At 52.7% G+C, this 16,689-nt stretch carries 15 protein-coding genes; 14 read left to right on the top strand and 1 reads right to left on the bottom strand.

What is annotated here, in order from left to right:
- Nucleotides 1–246: 246 nt before the first annotated feature.
- The 14 genes from DUE52_RS20540 to DUE52_RS20475 all read left to right on the top strand — a co-directional run bounded on the left by DUE52_RS20540 (nt 247) and on the right by DUE52_RS20475 (nt 15,097).
- Complete coding sequence (locus DUE52_RS20540; protein WP_114407921.1) at nt 247–540, top strand: co-chaperone GroES; 294 nt, start codon at nt 247–249, stop codon at nt 538–540.
- 95 nt (nt 541–635) lie between these two features.
- Nucleotides 636–2,270 carry a chaperonin GroEL gene (gene groL, locus DUE52_RS20535; RefSeq protein WP_114407920.1) on the top strand — a complete coding sequence of 545 codons (1,635 nt, stop codon included), beginning with the start codon at nt 636–638 and terminating at the stop codon, nt 2,268–2,270.
- Between the two features lie 308 nt (nt 2,271–2,578).
- Nucleotides 2,579–3,997: an L-fucose/L-arabinose isomerase family protein gene (locus DUE52_RS20530; protein WP_114407919.1), complete on the top strand. Its 1,419-nt coding sequence runs from the start codon at nt 2,579–2,581 to the stop codon at nt 3,995–3,997.
- A 6-nt stretch (nt 3,998–4,003) separates the two neighbouring features.
- Entirely contained in the window at nt 4,004–4,831 is an 828-nt protein-coding gene (locus tag DUE52_RS20525) for a transketolase (protein WP_114407918.1), read from the top strand.
- Between the two features lie 20 nt (nt 4,832–4,851).
- Nucleotides 4,852–5,826: a transketolase family protein gene (locus tag DUE52_RS20520; protein WP_114407917.1), complete on the top strand. Its 975-nt coding sequence runs from the start codon at nt 4,852–4,854 to the stop codon at nt 5,824–5,826.
- Nucleotides 5,827–5,838: 12 nt separating this feature from the next.
- Nucleotides 5,839–7,248 carry a DUF1593 domain-containing protein gene (locus tag DUE52_RS20515; RefSeq protein WP_114407916.1) on the top strand — a complete coding sequence of 470 codons (1,410 nt, stop codon included), beginning with the start codon at nt 5,839–5,841 and terminating at the stop codon, nt 7,246–7,248.
- A gap of 116 nt (nt 7,249–7,364) precedes the next feature.
- Nucleotides 7,365–8,342, top strand: a complete 978-nt coding sequence (locus tag DUE52_RS20510; protein WP_114407915.1) for a D-ribose ABC transporter substrate-binding protein — start codon at nt 7,365–7,367, stop codon at nt 8,340–8,342.
- A 3-nt stretch (nt 8,343–8,345) separates the two neighbouring features.
- Nucleotides 8,346–8,975, top strand: a complete 630-nt coding sequence (locus DUE52_RS20505; RefSeq protein ID WP_114407914.1) for a DUF2291 domain-containing protein — start codon at nt 8,346–8,348, stop codon at nt 8,973–8,975.
- Nucleotide 8,976: 1 nt separating this feature from the next.
- Entirely contained in the window at nt 8,977–10,479 is a 1,503-nt protein-coding gene (locus DUE52_RS20500; protein WP_114407913.1) for a sugar ABC transporter ATP-binding protein, read from the top strand.
- Nucleotides 10,480–10,490: 11 nt separating this feature from the next.
- The gene (locus tag DUE52_RS20495) at nt 10,491–11,471 is read left to right on the top strand and encodes an ABC transporter permease (RefSeq protein WP_114407912.1); all 981 of its coding nucleotides are present in this window, start codon (nt 10,491–10,493) and stop codon (nt 11,469–11,471) included.
- A 4-nt stretch (nt 11,472–11,475) separates the two neighbouring features.
- Nucleotides 11,476–12,966 carry an FGGY family carbohydrate kinase gene (locus DUE52_RS20490; RefSeq protein WP_114407911.1) on the top strand — a complete coding sequence of 497 codons (1,491 nt, stop codon included), beginning with the start codon at nt 11,476–11,478 and terminating at the stop codon, nt 12,964–12,966.
- Nucleotides 12,967–13,192: 226 nt separating this feature from the next.
- The gene (locus DUE52_RS20485; protein ID WP_114407910.1) at nt 13,193–13,357 is read left to right on the top strand and encodes a lmo0937 family membrane protein; all 165 of its coding nucleotides are present in this window, start codon (nt 13,193–13,195) and stop codon (nt 13,355–13,357) included.
- Between the two features lie 146 nt (nt 13,358–13,503).
- A complete protein-coding gene (locus tag DUE52_RS20480) occupies nt 13,504–13,881 on the top strand; it encodes a hypothetical protein (protein ID WP_133299886.1) in 378 nt (125 codons plus the stop codon).
- 100 nt (nt 13,882–13,981) lie between these two features.
- Nucleotides 13,982–15,097, top strand: coding sequence for a hypothetical protein (locus DUE52_RS20475; protein WP_222930301.1), 1,116 nt, complete (start codon nt 13,982–13,984; stop codon nt 15,095–15,097).
- A 16-nt stretch (nt 15,098–15,113) separates the two neighbouring features.
- Here the strand turns inward: DUE52_RS20475 and DUE52_RS20470 are convergent, their stop codons facing one another.
- Nucleotides 15,114–16,667 (bottom strand): glycoside hydrolase family 43 protein, encoded by a 1,554-nt coding sequence (locus tag DUE52_RS20470; RefSeq protein WP_114407908.1) that lies wholly within the window; start codon nt 16,665–16,667, stop codon nt 15,114–15,116.
- Nucleotides 16,668–16,689: the final 22 nt, after the last annotated feature.

The following is a 16,689-nucleotide window of genomic DNA, read 5'->3' as shown; positions in this document are numbered from 1 at the left end:
CAAATAGTGTTTGGCGTTTTTTTTCTCCGACCAAAAAGGCTTCTCCCTAACCCATTGATTACCAAACTGACATCATAAATCGGAAATTTTGTCAGTATTACCAGAAAAAAGTGGTCTGGCACAATAAGTGACCAAAATCGACCGTCAGTTCGACAGTATTATGGTTCGCCGATGCGACGGTCCGCCGATGCGGTCGAACATTTAATCAAGCACAAAACAATTTAACTTCTAAAACACAAGCCCATTATGGAAGCACTAACGGAAAGTAAAGTAAACGTAAGACCGTTGGCTGACCGGGTGCTGGTTGAACCAGCTCCTGCTGAAGAAAAAACCGCATTTGGTATCATCATCCCCGACACCGCCAAAGAAAAACCACAACGTGGAACGATTGTCGCTGTTGGCACGGGTAAAAAAGATGAGCCTCTGACCGTTCAGGTTGGCGATACCGTTTTGTACGGTAAGTATGCCGGTACCGAAATCACCGTTGAGGGCAAAGAATACCTCATCATGCGTGAGTCGGACATTTTTGCCATTATCTAAGGTTCTCCCGCCGGCCCCGGTTCAGTTAACCTGACCACCGCCCGCCCGAAAACCCGTTTACATTACTCGTTACAACCATTAATTCCTTTTCACTCATGTCTAAGAAAATATTTTTTGATATCGACGCCCGCGATCGGATCAAGAAGGGTGTTGATACCCTCGCCGACGCTGTTAAAGTAACGTTGGGACCTAAAGGCCGGAACGTTATTCTGGATAAGAAATTCGGCTCACCGGCGATCACCAAAGATGGTGTTACCGTTGCCAAAGAAATTGAACTGAAAGACGCCATCGAAAACATGGGCGCTCAATTGGTGAAAGAAGTCGCTTCCAAAACCGCTGATTCAGCCGGTGATGGAACCACGACGGCTACCGTTCTGGCCCAGGCGATCTACTCGATCGGGGTGAAAAACGTAGCGGCCGGTGCAAACCCGATGGACCTGAAACGCGGTATCGACAAAGCAGTTATTGCCGTTGTCGACAACCTGCGTTCACAGTCACGCGCCATCGAAACGTCGAAAGAAATTGCTCAGGTAGCAACGATCTCGGCGAACAGCGATGAGGAAATCGGCCAGATGATTGCCGATGCCATGGAAAAAGTTGGTAAAGAAGGTGTGATCACCGTTGAGGAAGCGCGTGGTACGGAAACGGAAGTAAAAACCGTTGAAGGGATGCAGTTCGACCGCGGTTATCTGTCGGCTTACTTCGTGACCAATACCGACAAAATGGAAGTTGAACTGGACCGTCCGTTCATTCTGATCTCGGAGAAAAAAGTTTCTTCGATGAAAGAATTGCTGCCGGTTCTGGAGCAAGTTGCTCAAACCGGTCGTCCGTTGCTGATCATCGCCGAAGATGTCGATGGTGAAGCACTGGCTACGCTGGTTGTCAACAAAATCCGTGGTGCCCTCAAAGTGGCCGCTGTGAAAGCTCCGGGCTTTGGCGATCGCCGGAAAGCCATGCTGGAAGACATTGCTATCCTGACGGGTGGCCAGGTCATCGCCGAAGAGCGTGGTTTCAAACTGGAAAACACTTCTATTGAATTTTTAGGCACTGCCGAAAAAATCATCATCGACAAGGATAACACAACTGTTATCAATGGTGCAGGTGAAAAAGAAGATATTACGGGCCGTGTTAACCAGATCAAATCGCAGATCGAAAACACGACTTCCGATTACGACAAGGAAAAACTACAGGAACGTCTGGCGAAACTGTCGGGCGGTGTAGCGATTCTGTACATCGGTGCTGCTACCGAAGTAGAAATGAAAGAAAAGAAAGACCGCGTTGATGATGCCCTGCACGCAACCCGCGCTGCTGTTGAAGAAGGTATCGTTGCCGGTGGTGGTGTTGCTTTCATCCGGACGATCAAGTCATTGGATGCGGTTGAAACCCGCAACGAAGACGAAAAAACCGGTGTAAACATCATCCGCGTTGCGCTGGAATCTCCGTTGCGGACGATTGTAGCCAACGCTGGTGGCGAAAGCTCCGTGGTTGTGAACGCGGTGAAAGCCGGCGAAGGCGACTACGGTTACAACGCCCGCGAAGATCGTTACGAAAACATGGTGGAAGCTGGTATCATCGACCCGACGAAAGTAACCCGTCTGGCCCTGGAAAATGCCGCTTCGATCGCTGGCTTGTTGTTGACCACCGAGTGTGTGATTGCCGACGAACCGGAAGAAGCACCGGCTGGTGGTGGCGGACATGGCCACCCAGGTGGCATGGGCGGCATGATGTAATCATCCCCTCAGCTTACGCATACAAAAGCCCCCGGCAGTCTGTCGGGGGCTTTTTTGGTTTTTATCTTTTGCCAATCGCGCGTCCAGGCGGTTGGATGACGCATTTCAAACGAAAGAATACAAAAATTAAATAAAGCTAAAAACCATAAAATGATATAATTTTCCTACTATTAAGTTTTAAAATGCCGACCTATTTTTTCGTTTACTATTTTTTACTTTCGTTTATTTTGTAAATTGCTTCGATTTATCGGATTTCGGGTAGCACGAAACCTGCCAATCATTCTACGACCATTGCCCCTTAACTCACTATGACCAAGAAAGAAAGCGCTCCCATCAGTCTGGGTGTCATCATTGGAAACCGTGACTTTTTCCCGGATCGGCTGGTGGCCGAGTCGCGGGTCGAAATCATCGACATCCTGAAAAGCCAAAACGTCAATCCGATTTTACTGGAAACGGAAGAAACCAAACTGGGCGGAGTGGAAACGTTTCAGGACGCCCGGAAATGTGCGGATTTGTTCAAAAAACACCGCGATGAAATCAGTGGCATTCTGGTCATTCTGCCGAATTTCGGCGATGAACGGGGCGTCGCAGAAAGCCTGAAACTGGCCGACCTGAACGTTCCGGTGATGATTCAGGCCTATCCCGACGATCTGAACAAACTGGATGTGGCCCGCCGACGGGATTCGTGGTGCGGAAAAATTTCGGTTTGTAATAACCTCTACCAGTTCGGTATCAAATATACCCTGACGACCAAACACGTCGTTCATCCAACCGATCCGAGTTTTACGCAGGATTTGCAGAATTTTATCGGGGTTTGTCGAGTCGTACGGGGTTTGCAGAAAGTCCGGATTGGTGCCGTGGGTGCCCGGCCGGGCGGATTCAATACGGTTCGCTACAGCGAAAAAATTCTTCAGCGCAACGGCATTTCAGTGGTCACCGTCGATTTGTCCGAAATTCTGGGGAATGCCAACAAGCTGACCAAAGACGATATCAGCGTCAAAAACCGCCTGGACGCCATCAAGGCCTACACGCCAACAGGCCGCACACCGGATGAGAAGCTGGTGCAGATCGCCAAACTGGACGTGGTGCTGAATGACTTCGTGGAACAGAATTCCCTCGACGCCACCGCCATCCAGTGCTGGACCTCCATTCAGCAGAATTACGGCTGCAACGTCTGTACCAGCATGAGCATGATGAGTGAAAACATGTTGCCGAGTGCCTGCGAGGTCGACGTGACGGGAACGTTGAGCATGTACGCCATGCAACTGGCCTCCGGTTCGCCCAGCGCCCTGGTCGACTGGAACAACAATTACGCCGACGACGAAAACAAGTGCGTGCTGTTTCACTGCGGCAACTGGGCGAAGTCGTTTTTACCGGACATTGAAATTAGTACCGCCCCGATTCTGGGAACCAGCGTCGGGGAAGAGAATACGTACGGAGCCCTGTCGGGTCGCACCCCGGCCTCTCCCCTCACCTTCGGCCGCATCAGCACCGACGATTCCAAAGGCATCATCAAAGCCTACATTGGCGAAGGCCAACTGACCGACGATGCCCTGAATACCTTCGGAAACCGGGCGGTAGCCCAAATCCCGAATTTGCAGGGGCTCATGCAGTACGTTTGCCGCAACGGTTTTGAACACCATGTGGTGATGAATGCGTCCAAAACCGCCGGTATTTTGAAAGAAGCGTTTGAAAACTACATGGGCTGGGACGTGTACGAACATTAAGAAAGCATGACTGAACAGGAATTAGCACGCAAGTCCGTCGACTATCGCCGGAAGATTCTCAAGTATATCGTCGAAGCGAAAGCCGGGCATACCGGAGGAAGTCTGTCGTGCGTGGACATTCTGAATGTGCTGTATAACCACGTTCTGAACGTTGGTCCGGACAACTTCAAGTCGCCCCTGCGCGACCGCTACATTCAGAGCAAGGGCCATACGGTGGAAGCCTTGTACGTCGTATTAGCAGACAAAGGTTTTTTCCCGGAATCGGATTTGATGACCCTGTGTAAATACGGTTCGCATTACATTGGTCACCCGACCCGCAAAGTCAACGGCATCGAGCAGAATACCGGTTCGCTGGGACACGGCCTGTCGCTCAGCGTCGGAACCGCTCTGGCCGCCAAACTGGACGGACTCTCCTACCGGGTTTTCACAATGCTCGGCGACGGCGAATTACCCGAAGGTTCCAACTGGGAAGGGGCGTTGTTAGCGTCTCACTACAAGCTCGATAACCTCTGCGCCATCATCGACAACAACGGTTTGCAAATTTCAGGGGCCACGACCGACGTCTGCAATACGGACCCCATCGACCGGAAATTTGAAGCATTTGGCTGGGAAGTCCGGCACGTCGACGGACACGATTTTGGAGCGTTGAAGGAAACCTTTGCGGCTTTGCCTTTTACGGTCGGCAAACCCAGCCTCGTGATTGCGCACACGGTCAAAGGCCGGGGCATCAGTTACATGGAAAACCAGTTGAAATGGCACCACGGCGTGCCGAATCCCGATCAATATACCCACGCGCTGGCAGAGTTGGCGGAGGCCGAGGCCGTTCTCCGCTGAGAAACGAACGATTGATAGACATGGCAGAAATCACGCAAAACGAACTTGTTACGTATAAAGCCAACCTCGACGTTTTTTCGGGAACGCTTCAGGAACTGGCCAGCACCGACAAAACGATTCTGGTCGTAACCAGTGACTCGCGGGGTTCGGGAAAGCTGGTGCCTTTTGGCCAGAAATTCCCGGCGCAGATGGTCGAAATCGGGATTGCCGAGCAAAATCTGGTGGGCGTCGCGGCCGGTTTGGCTTCGACCGGGAAAAAAGTGTTTGCGGTTTCTCCCGCCTGTTTTCTGACGGCCCGTTCGTTTGAACAGATCAAAACCGACGTCGCGTATTCCGATAACCCGGTCAAACTCATCGGCATCAGTGCCGGTGTAAGCTACGGCGCGTTGGGCTCGACCCACCACAGTTTGCACGATTTTGCGGCTTTGCGGGCGGTCCACAACCTGATCATTGTTGTTCCGGCGGATAATTTTGAAACGGAGCAGGCCATTCGATTAGCGGCCCAAACCGAACATCCGATTTACATCCGGTTCGGCAAAAAAGCGATGCCCTTGCTGACCGAAGACCCGAACCGCCGGTTTGAATTCGGGAAAGGCAGTGTTGTCCGGGAAGGGAATGACCTGGTCATTATCGGAACGGGCGAAACCGTCTATCCGGCCGTTCAGGCGGCCCGGCGGCTGGAAACACTGTACGGAATTCGGTCGACGGTGGTCAGTATGCACACCATCAAACCGCTGGATTACGAACTGTTGGCAAAAGTCGCATCGCCGGGTGTGCCCATTGTTACGGTGGAAGAACACAGTGTCTACGGGGGTCTGGGCGAAGCCTGCGCTTCCTTTCTGATGCAAAATAATTTTCATAATCCCTTCAAAATCATGGGTATCCCGGATGAATACACCGTTACGGGTTCCCAGATCGAGATCTTCAATCACTACGGTTTGTCCGAAGAAGGCATTGCCGAAACCGGGCTGAACCTGGTTCGGAAAACGGCTTAACCTTTCCTACCCATGAAAAAAGTATTCCTACCCCTCCTCTCCTTCATCGTATTGCTATCGTCAGGCATTTGTCAGGCGCAGGAAGCCAGAAAACTCCGGGTTCTGGTGTTGACCGACATTGAAAATGAACCCGATGACGCCCAGTCAATGGTGCGGTTTCTGACCTATTCCAATCAATGGGATGTGGAAGGGCTGATCGCTACAACCTCGGTGCATCAACGAAACCGGGTGGCACCCGAGCGGATTCAGCGGATTGTTCAGGCCTACGGAAAAGTGCGGAACAACCTGCTGCTCCACGAAAAAGGTTATCCCGAAACCGACTACCTGCTCAGTCGCATCAAACCGGCGATTCCCAAATACGGTATGGATGCCGTTGGGCCGGGCAATGACTCGGAAGGCTCGGAACACATCATCGCCGTGGTGGACCGGAAAGACGACCGCCCGGTCTGGATTCCGGTCTGGGGCGGAGCCAATTGCCTGGGACAGGCCCTCTGGAAAGTCAGGCAAACCCGCACCCCCGAAGAAGTGGAGCAGTTTGTGTCCAAAATCCGGGTCTATACCATTTCCGATCAGGATGACGCCGGGCCGTGGATTCGCAAGACCTTCCCTACCCTTTTTTACATTATTAGTCCCGGTTTTCACGCCCGGGGCGGCTACCATTATTCCACCTGGCGCGGCATCAGTGGCGACGGCTTCACGCGGGGATTCGACGGTGCCGATTCCAATCTGGTCAATAACCGCTGGCTAGACGAAAACATCCGGAAAAACCACGGGCCGCTCGGTGCCGAACACCCGCACACGGATTTCATCATGGAAGGGGACACACCCAGCTTTCTTGGCCTGATTACCAACGGCTTGAGCGATCCCGAACACCCCAACTACGGTAGTTGGGGCGGCCGTTACGAGTTGTATACACCCCGCACCCGCAAGTGGTTTCTGGAACCCGAAACCCGCCCCATCTGGACCGACACCGAAGACGAGGTGGTGGGCATCGACGGAGCCTGGCACAACAGCAACAAAGCGACCATCTGGCGCTGGCGGCAGGCCTACCAACACGACTTTGCGGCCCGCATCGACTGGACCGTCAAACCGTACAAGGAAGCCAACCACCCGCCGATGGCGGTTTTGAAACACGCCAATCAATTGCGGGTAAAAAGTGGGGAGAAAGTGGTTTTAAGTGCGGACGGATCAACCGATCCCGATGGAAATTCGCTCTCCTATGAATGGATTTATTACCGCGAACCAGGGACTTTCGAAAGCAACCGGCCACTCGAAATTCAGGATAACCGGCAAAAGTCGGCTTTTTTGACGGCCCCGAAAGTGACCCAACCGGAGACGCTGCATGTCATTCTGGCCGTAACCGACAACGGCAAACCGGCTCTGACGCGCTACCAACGGGTGATTGTGACGGTATTTCCGTAAAAATGGGGCCTTTACCGCTGTTAGCGTGTTGGAGCCCTGACAGGGTCTTCGACCGCTGTCAGGGCTCCAACACGCTAACAGCGGCTACTTACTTTAATCGATTGTGCAACAACACCATGAACCAGGCATTCTTTCCTAAAAAAATACCGCTATTCGCGTTGATCATCACGCTCCTGATTTTCGGTGGATGCCAGAAAACGTCCAGCGAAAACCAACCCAAGCAGGTTGCGGTCATTATTTCGACACTTAACAATCCCTGGTTTGTGGTGCTGGCCGAAACGGCGGCTGCTCAGGCGAAATCGCTGGGATACGAAGCCAAAATCTTTGATTCCCAGAACAATACGGCGCTGGAAACCGATCATTTCGAAAACGCCATTGTCTCCGGTTTCGACGCCATCCTGTTCAATCCAACGGATGCCGACGGTTCGGTCGTGAATGTTCTGAAAGCCAAAGAAGCGGGTATTCCGGTGTTTTGTATGGACCGTGAAGTCAATTCGAGCGGAGCGGCAACCTCCCAGATTCTGTCCGACAACTACGCGGGCTGCGTGGCCATCGGGAAATATTTTGTTCAGACGATCCCGGAAAAACCGTCAGTAGACGCAATCAAATATGTCGAAATCCTGGGTCTGGTGGGCGACAACAACACCTGGAACCGGTCGAAGGGATTCCACAGCGTCGTGGATTCGTACCCGGCTTTCAAGATGGTAGCCCAGCAAAGTGCGGATTTCGACCGGAACAAAGCGCTGGAAGTGGTCGAATCCATCTTGCAGGCCCACCCCGACATCGACGGGATTTTCTGCGGGAACGATGCCATGGCGATGGGAGCTTACCAGGCCGTAATGGCGGCTGGAAAAACCCGCGAAATCAAAGTCTACGGTTTCGATGGAGCACTGGATGTCATCGAGTCGATCAGCAACGGAAAAATCATGGCGACCGGCCTGCAATCACCCGAGACGATGGCGAAAACCGCTGCGCTGTATGCCGGCGACTATTTTAAGGGGAAACGGGATTTCCCGCAAAAAATGCCGGTAGCCGTCGAGCTGGTTTCGCAAGCTAACATCAAGGATTACAGCGCATTGATTAAACGAAACTAAACCATGAATAAACCCGGATTAAAGTATGGAGCATTGCTCTTGCTGCTGGCGGTAGTGGTCTATCATTCCGTTTATTTCAAAAAACTGGACGAAGTGAAGGCCAAAGGTGCCCGGACGCAGTTCGATGCGACAGCCTACGCCGATGCTTTCTGGAAAACCAAACTGCTGCCCGCAACAACCAAAGCAACCGACCTGAACACCTTGATTCAGGCCTTGAAAACCGACAAAGACCAGGCGTTTGCTGCACATTCAAACGCGATGAGTATCGGCAACATCCGGTATTTTCTGGTCAAAGGGCAGGGTAAAATAACCGCAGTTCGCGATCAGGATGTCACGGTTTCGCTGACCAACGGACCTGACATCATCGTGGCCACGGAATACATTTTCGGAAATGCTGCCCGCGATGCGTCGGGGCTAATCAGCCTGACGGAGTTTACCAATACGATGGATTTGAACAACGTCTCGGCGGAAATCAACCAGATTATTCGAAAACGGGTGGTGGTTCCGTTTAAAACCAGCGTCAAAACCGGTATGGAAGTGGAGTTTACGGGCGCCATCGAACTGAACCAGGCCCATTTGCATACCGAAGCCATTGAAGTTATCCCGATTTCCATCCGGTCCGTGGGTACATGATATGCTAAGAGCGGAAAACATAACGAAACGATTTTCGGGGGTAACCGCGCTGGACGCCGTTTGCCTGGAATTTCAGGCCGGAAAAGTGACGGCGGTGATTGGTGAAAACGGTGCCGGGAAGTCTACGCTGATGAAAATCCTGTCGGGCGTTTATCCCGACTACGAGGGCCAGATTTGGTACAAGGGGAACCCCGTTCGGTTTGCCTCCCCCCGCGACGCACAGGACTGCGGTATTGCCATCATCCACCAGGAACTGAACCTGATTCCGTACCTGAACATCACCGAAAACATCTTTCTGGGCCGCGAACTGACAACCCGCTGGGGAACGCTCGACAAGAAAGCCATGCGACTGCGAACCGGGCAACTGCTCGACCGGCTGAATCTGTCCATCAGCCCCGACACGCTGGTTTCGGAGCTAAAAGTAGGTCAGCAGCAGGTGGTCGAAATTGCCAAAGCCCTGCTGATCGACTCGGAAGTGATTATCATGGACGAACCCACCTCGGCCATCAGCGAAAGCGAGGTCGACGTGCTGTTTAGAATCATCGCGGATTTAAAAAAGGAACAGAAAGCCATCGTTTACATCTCGCACAAACTGGACGAACTGTTCAAAATGGCCGACCGGTTTGTGGTTTTGCGCGACGGAAAATCCATCGAATCCGGCGAAATGCAGGGCATGACCCACGATGACATCATTCGTAAAATGGTTGGGCGGGCAGTTCACACGATCCGTCGGCAAGCCGGTTTTTTGTCTCCAAAACCGCTGCTGTCGGTGGAGAATCTGTGCCTGAAGCACCCCGAACGAACGCAGGAAAACCAGCTCAAGAACATTTTCTTCACGGTGGGGCAGGGCGAAATTGTCGGCATTTTCGGGCTGATGGGCGCGGGACGAACCGAATTGCTGGAAACGCTTTTTGGCCTGCATCCGAAGCGAACCAGCGGCAAAATCAGGCTGGATGAGCAGGAAAGGCATTTTAAATCACCCGGCGACGCCATCGCAGCGGGGCTGGCGCTGGTGCCGGAAGACCGGAAAAAAGACGGGCTGGTACTGGGGCTGGATGTACGGACGAACATCAGTTTGACCAACCTCAACAGCATTGAACGGAACGGACTGCTCAACCGGGCGAAAGAGTCCAAACTGGCAAACCAATACATCACCGACCTGAACATCAAAACATCCTCGGAGCGGCAAACCGCCCGGAACCTGAGCGGGGGCAACCAGCAGAAAATCGTTCTGTCGAAATGGCTGGCGACCCATCCCAAACTGTTGATGCTGGACGAACCCACACGCGGCATCGATGTCAATGCCAAAAATGAAATCTATAAACTCATTTTGCAACTGGCCGACGCGGGCATGGGCATTCTGGTGGTTTCTTCGGAACTCCCGGAAATTCTGGCAATTTCCGACCGCATTCTGGTCATGAGCGAAGGAAATCTGACGACCGAACTCCCCGCCAATGCCTCGGAAGACGAGATTCTGAAAGCCGCTATTCCTCAAACCATTTAACGAAGTCTTCCATGCAAATCTCCTTGCAAACCTACCGACCCGTTATCCTGAAATTTCAATCGCTGATTGCCCTGCTCCTGCTTTGCATCACGATCGGTTTACTGTCTGACAAGTTTTTCACTGTAGCCAACGGCTGGAACGTGCTGCGGCAAATCTCGGTCAACATCTGCATTTCCGTCGGCATGACGCTGGTGGTACTGACGGCCGGCATCGACCTCTCCGTCGGTTCGGTGCTGGCGCTTTCGGGTGCCATTGCCGCCGGTTTGCTGCGGAATGGAATTGAACTCCCCGCCAATAACCTGTACATCGGCTTTACGGTTTTTGGGGCCATTGTCGCCGGAATTCTGACCGGCAGTGTGCTTGGTTGGTTCAACGGCTGGGCGATCACCCGGTTCAAACTGCCGCCGTTTGTCGCCACGCTCGCCATGCTCACCATCGCCCGGGGTTTGACGATGCTGTGGACCGAAGGATTTCCCATTACCGGTTTGGGCGATTCGTTCACCTTCCTCGGAACCGGCTGGTTTCTAGGCATTCCGCTGCCGGTCTGGATTTCCGGTGGTATTGTTCTGGTCACGGTTTTACTCATGGATCAGACCCGGTTTGGCCGGTATGTCTACGCCATTGGCGGCAGCGAAAGTGCGGCCCGGCTTTCGGGTGTCAACATCAATCGCATCAAAATAAGGGTTTACACCCTGGCCGGTGCGCTGGCTGCGGTTGGCGGACTGCTGGTGACGTCCCGGCTGGATTCGGCGCAACCCAATGCCGGAACGAGCTACGAACTGGATTCCATTGCGGCCGTAGTGATTGGCGGAACCTCACTGTCGGGCGGACGGGGCAGCATCCTCGGCACAGTGCAGGGCGCGGTCATCATCGGCGTTTTGAACAACGGTTTGGTGCTGCTAAACGTCTCGCCGTTCTGGCAACAGGTTGTCAAGGGAATCGTCATCCTACTGGCCGTTATCATCGACAAATCCAGCACCAAAGGCGAGTAAAAACATGGAAAACAGTTTCATTCTGGCGATTGACCAAGGCACGAGCAGTACGAAAACGCTGCTTTTTAACAAACACGGGGAAGCCGTTGCGCGGGCGTCGGAACCGCTCAGAACCCGGTATTACGGCGACGGATATGTCGAGCAGGACCCCAAACAGATTTTCGCCAATGTGCTGGCTTCCGTTGGAAAATGCCTCGGAGCCTTTGCGGCTCAGGGCGGTGATCTTCAGGCCATTCGGGCGTGCGGGATTTCAAACCAGCGGGAAACCTTCGTCGTCTGGGATCGGGCCGGTGTGCCGCTCTACAACGCCATCGTATGGCAGTGCAAACGCTCGATCGAGGTTTGTGAGCGACTCAAATCCGAAGGGCTGGAAGAGCAGGTAAAAGCGAAAACCGGTCTGTTCATCGATCCTTATTTTTCGGGAACCAAAATGATCTGGCTCTACGAAAACAACGAAAAAGTGCGCCAGGCCGTCGATGCCGGAAATGCGTACTTTGGTACGGTCGATACGTGGCTGCTCTATCAATTAACCAACGGCCAAGCCTATTTTACCGACTACACCAACGCATCCCGAACCCTATTTTTCAACCTGAAAACACTGGACTGGGACATAGAACTGCTGGAGGCTTTTGGTTTATCCCAACTGAATCTCCCCCAGCCCAAACCGTCGGCTTTTTTGTTCGGCGCGTCGAATTTCGGCGGTTTATTCGATCATCTGCTTCCGATTACCGCCCTCATCGGCGACTCCCACGCGGCTGCCTTTGGCGAGGGTTGTTTTGAACCCGGCACCGCCAAAGCGACGTTGGGAACCGGCTGTTCCATCCTCATGAACATTGGCTCGGAGCTTCAGGAGTCAAAACGCGGAATGGTTTCTACGGTTTGCTGGAGCACCGAAGACCGCGTGGATTATGCCCTGGAAGGCGTCATCGTCACCTGCGGAGCCACCATTGAATGGCTAAAAAACAGTCTGAACTTCTTTGTTGAAAGCCAGGAAACCGAAGCGATGGCTACAGCCGTCAGCGACAACGGCGGGGTTTACATCATCCCGGCGTTCAGCGGTTTGGGAGCGCCCCACTGGCAGATGGCCCGCAAGGCAACCATTTCCGGACTCACCTTTGGTTCCAGCAAAAACCACCTGGTGCGGGCGGCACTGGAGTCGATTCCCTATCAAATCAAGGACGTGATCGTAGCAATGGAAGTGGACACGGGAATCCACTTGCAGGAATTGATGGTGAACGGTGGAATGACCGCCAACGGATTTATCCTGCAATTTCTGGCAGATTTGCTCGGCAAAATGGTCGTCAACGGCGGTATGCCGGATGTTTCGGCGCTGGGAGCGGCTTACCTCGCCGGATTAAAAGCCGGTATTTATCCAAGTCTGACTCACCTCAAAAGTCTGAATACCGGGAAGAAGTCGATCCACCCGGAAGACTCCACTACCACACAACTTTATTACGCTGGCTGGCTGGCCGCTCTGGGCGAAACCCGAAACTGATGCTTTTTTACCTCCCTCCAAAGGAATAGAAGTGCTTTAACCGAAAGGAGTGGGTAGTATTTTCTACACTATGACACCAGTTTTGTGTCATTTATGGGTACAACTTTTCGCTAAAAAATCAGAAAACAGCCGTTTTTTGCCTAAAAACCGTATTTCCTACAATTGGCACGCATTTTTCTAAACCCTAATCGTATCACAATTACATTAAACCAAAACAGGAAACGTCATGGGAAATTTGCTTTATGTCATTGCGGTGATCTTAATCATCATTTGGCTGGTAGGATTATTAGGGTTTGGTAGCTTTGGTATGGGCAACATCATCCACGTTCTGCTGGTGATCGCCGTCATTGCCATTATTTTACGATTGATTCGCGGAGACCGGGTTGTGTAAAGAGCCGAAATCAACTGATTATACAGGCAAAGCCTCCGGAATTTTCCGGGGGCTTTTTGCTTTTCAGTCAATTTTGCATTCCCCGTTAAACCTTCGCTGCCGATACGCATCCAAAACACATCAACGAACAACAATTCGATACGAACATGAAAAAGATACTGATAATGGTAACGGCTGTGGCCCTGATGATTGGCGGTTGTACGACGCAAAGGCCCACCGTGAACGACCGCTACGACCGCAATGATGATCGCTATGGCCGTTACGATAACCCCAACGTTCGGGAGATTCCCCTCGAAAATAAACTGGAACGCTGGCAGAACGAACTGAACCTGACCACCCGCCAGAAACGTGAAATCAAGAACATTCAGGCTCGGTATGAGCGCAGGGGCCTGACCCGCAACGAACGCAACGACCGTCGGGATTACCGGCAGTTGCAACAACAAAAACGGAAGGATTTACTCTCCGTGCTGACTTCCCGGCAACGCGACCGGCTCTATCAACTGGAACAACGAAACCGGAGCTAAAAACCGGCACTAACTAATGAACGATGGGCACCCGAACGGTGCCCTTTTTCTTTTTTCGGGAAATGAATACCTTGCCGCCCAATCCCCTTCCTGAACCTTCATGAAAAACCGTCCCATTCTCCTGCTTGTCAGTCTGTTGTTTCTTTGTTTTCATTCCCAGTGGTCAGCCGGACAATCCAAACCGCCCAAACGAAAAACGACGGTTTCCATCGTGGGCGACCAGTTCTACATCAACGGCAAACCCACCTTCAAAGGACGCACCTGGAATGGTCACAAGATCGAAGGACTTTTGCCCAATTCCCGCATGGTACAGGGTATTTTTGACGACCGCAACCCCGAAACCCGCTCCAAATGGGCCTATCCCGACACCAAAACCTGGGACCCCAACCGCAACACCGCAGAGTTTGTTGCCGCCATGCCGGTTTGGAAAAAACACGGCTTGCTGGCCATCACCCTCAATTTGCAGGGCGGAAGCCCGGAAGGTTACTCCAAAGACCAGCCATGGATCAATTCGATGTTCAACCCCAATGGCAGTTATGAACCCTACTTTGCAAACCGGCTGAAGCGAATTCTGGACAAAGCCGACGAGCTGGGCATGGTGGTTATTCTCGGTTTGTTCTATTTCGGGCAGGATGAATATTTGAAAAATGAAGCGGCTGTCGTCAATGCCGTAGACAATACGATGGAAATTTTGGCTAATGGCGGTTATCGGAATGTGTTGATCGAGATCAACAACGAGTGTGACATCCGGTATGACCACGACATTTTGAAGGCGGAGCGCGTTCATGAACTGATCCGGCGCGTGAAAGCGAAGAAACGAAACGGCCACCGGTTTCTGGTTAGCACGAGCTACAGTGGCGGAAAAATCCCGCAAGAGAACGTGGTGCGGGAAGCTGATTACCTGATTCTACACGGCAATGGTGTGAAAGAGGCCACCAAAATTGCCGACATGGTTCAGCAGACCCGCGCCGTGGCCGGGTACCGCCCCATGCCGCTGGTCTTCAACGAAGACGACCATTTCGATTTCGACAAACCCGCCAATCATTTTCAGGCCGCCACCAGTGCCTACGCATCCTGGGGGTTCTTCGATTACCGCATGAAGGACGAAAGTTTTAACGACGGCTATCAGTCCATTCCCGTCAACTGGCAAATCAGCTCACCCCGGAAGAAAGCGTTTTTTGATTATTTGAAGGAAATTACGGGCGGTTTGCCTTGAAAACCGGTCTGGTTTTTCAATGATACTGCATCCCAATGGACCGCACGACCCCATAGCCCTGTTTTTCGCCGGAAACACTCAGGCCGACGCGCGGGGCACGATCCCAGCGGGGCAGGTAGCCGCCATTGACCGGCATCGTTAGCAATGGTTCGGGCTTCCCTCTTTCCGCCGACCAGGAAAAATCGTAAAGCTGGCCGAAACGGCTTTTTAGCTGCAAATGAACCGCAGCGGTCGTTGTCGGCAGTGGTTGCGTCTTCAGGATTTGCCGGACACCCTCTTTCACCTGCCAGAGTTCCAGCGTTCCCTGGCGAACCCCGAACCCCAGCGCATTTGCGGCATCGCCGTAAAGTGTGATGCTTTGCAACACATCCGGTTGCGGTTCAACGGTAGTTGAAAAAGTGTAAGTGCCTTTTTTGAGGACGAATCCCAGAAAATTCCCGGTTGGCGTAGCGACGGTGTTCTGCATTTTGAACAAACCACCCGCCACGCTGAACGCCGGTTTTGGCAAACTGACATCCCAGACCCAGGGCAAATCACCTACCGGTTTTCCAAAATCGATGGCTAAATTGACATCCATTTTCTGCCCCATTCGGGTGGGCGATTCGGCCTGCGCGGGCGTCGTGGTTCCATACCGGAAAACCGGCCACTGCGTTTTTTCATCCCAAACCAGCTCACTCAGAACCCCCTGGCGGCCCGTAAATGTAAAATCGGTGCCGTTATAGGCGTGATGCAAATAGAAATAGCGGTTGTCGGGGGTCGTCACAACGGTTCCGTGTCCGGGGCATTTCCAGGTGTCGTCGCCCACCAGCACCGGATTGCCGGTGTATTTTTCCCACGGCCCCTGTAGTTTTTCGGCCCGCGCCAAACCGACCTGGTAGTTGCAATTGGCTCCGCAACAGGCATTGCCCGAATAGAGCATGTAAAAATACCGCCCCCGTTTAAACAACGCCTGTCCTTCCGCACCACCCGCTTCCCAGTTGCTGCGTTCTGCCGTTAGCAGCGTAAACGCCTTACCGGTCACCTTCAGACCGTCTGACGACAGTTCGGCGCCCAATAGCTCGATGGCCTTTCCTTTGTCCAGCCCGTAGGCTTTCCAGGTGATGTAGAGTTTTCCCTGATCTTCCAGCACAAAGGCGTCGATGGCTTCGGACGTCCATTCGAGCAGGACGCCGTGATCGGTAAAGCCTTTCCGGAGGTCGCGGGTGGTGGCCACGCCGATGAAAGAACGTTGGTCTGATTTCCGGCGGGCGGTGTAATACACGTAAAAAATGCCGTTGCGGTGGTACAGTTCCGGTGCCCAGAAACTCCCCATCGTCCAGTCAGGCAGGGTGTTAAAAACCGGGCCAACATAGGCCCAGTTGACCAGGTCTTTCGACGAATAAATTGGGTAGGCGGGTGCCCATTCGGAGGATGTCCCAGCCGCGTAATAGGTGTTGCCTACCCGGATGACCGACGGATCGGCAAAATCACCGGCAATGACCGGATTGCGGTATGTAACCGTCGGACCCGACTGCGCCAGACCCTGAAAAAATAAAAAAAATGTAGCAATGGTTATATAAATTGACTTCATGCGCTATTTTTAGTTACTGAAT

This window comes from Larkinella punicea (assembly GCF_003334855.1).
Taxonomy (GTDB): domain Bacteria; phylum Bacteroidota; class Bacteroidia; order Cytophagales; family Spirosomataceae; genus Larkinella; species Larkinella punicea.
This window is presented reverse-complemented; position numbering and strand designations above follow the sequence as displayed.

Coding starts and splice junctions, on each gene's coding strand:
- groL (WP_114407920.1), top strand. CDS start 636: ATGTCTAAGAAAATATTTTTTGATATCGACGCCCGCGATCGGATCAAG.
- DUE52_RS20470 (WP_114407908.1), bottom strand. CDS start 16,667: ATGAAGTCAATTTATATAACCATTGCTACATTTTTTTTATTTTTTCAG.
- DUE52_RS20485 (WP_114407910.1), top strand. CDS start 13,193: ATGGGAAATTTGCTTTATGTCATTGCGGTGATCTTAATCATCATTTGG.
- DUE52_RS20530 (WP_114407919.1), top strand. CDS start 2,579: ATGACCAAGAAAGAAAGCGCTCCCATCAGTCTGGGTGTCATCATTGGA.
- DUE52_RS20540 (WP_114407921.1), top strand. CDS start 247: ATGGAAGCACTAACGGAAAGTAAAGTAAACGTAAGACCGTTGGCTGAC.
- DUE52_RS20495 (WP_114407912.1), top strand. CDS start 10,491: ATGCAAATCTCCTTGCAAACCTACCGACCCGTTATCCTGAAATTTCAA.
- DUE52_RS20505 (WP_114407914.1), top strand. CDS start 8,346: ATGAATAAACCCGGATTAAAGTATGGAGCATTGCTCTTGCTGCTGGCG.
- DUE52_RS20520 (WP_114407917.1), top strand. CDS start 4,852: ATGGCAGAAATCACGCAAAACGAACTTGTTACGTATAAAGCCAACCTC.
- DUE52_RS20515 (WP_114407916.1), top strand. CDS start 5,839: ATGAAAAAAGTATTCCTACCCCTCCTCTCCTTCATCGTATTGCTATCG.
- DUE52_RS20475 (WP_222930301.1), top strand. CDS start 13,982: ATGAAAAACCGTCCCATTCTCCTGCTTGTCAGTCTGTTGTTTCTTTGT.
- DUE52_RS20525 (WP_114407918.1), top strand. CDS start 4,004: ATGACTGAACAGGAATTAGCACGCAAGTCCGTCGACTATCGCCGGAAG.
- DUE52_RS20490 (WP_114407911.1), top strand. CDS start 11,476: ATGGAAAACAGTTTCATTCTGGCGATTGACCAAGGCACGAGCAGTACG.
- DUE52_RS20510 (WP_114407915.1), top strand. CDS start 7,365: ATGAACCAGGCATTCTTTCCTAAAAAAATACCGCTATTCGCGTTGATC.
- DUE52_RS20500 (WP_114407913.1), top strand. CDS start 8,977: ATGCTAAGAGCGGAAAACATAACGAAACGATTTTCGGGGGTAACCGCG.
- DUE52_RS20480 (WP_133299886.1), top strand. CDS start 13,504: ATGAAAAAGATACTGATAATGGTAACGGCTGTGGCCCTGATGATTGGC.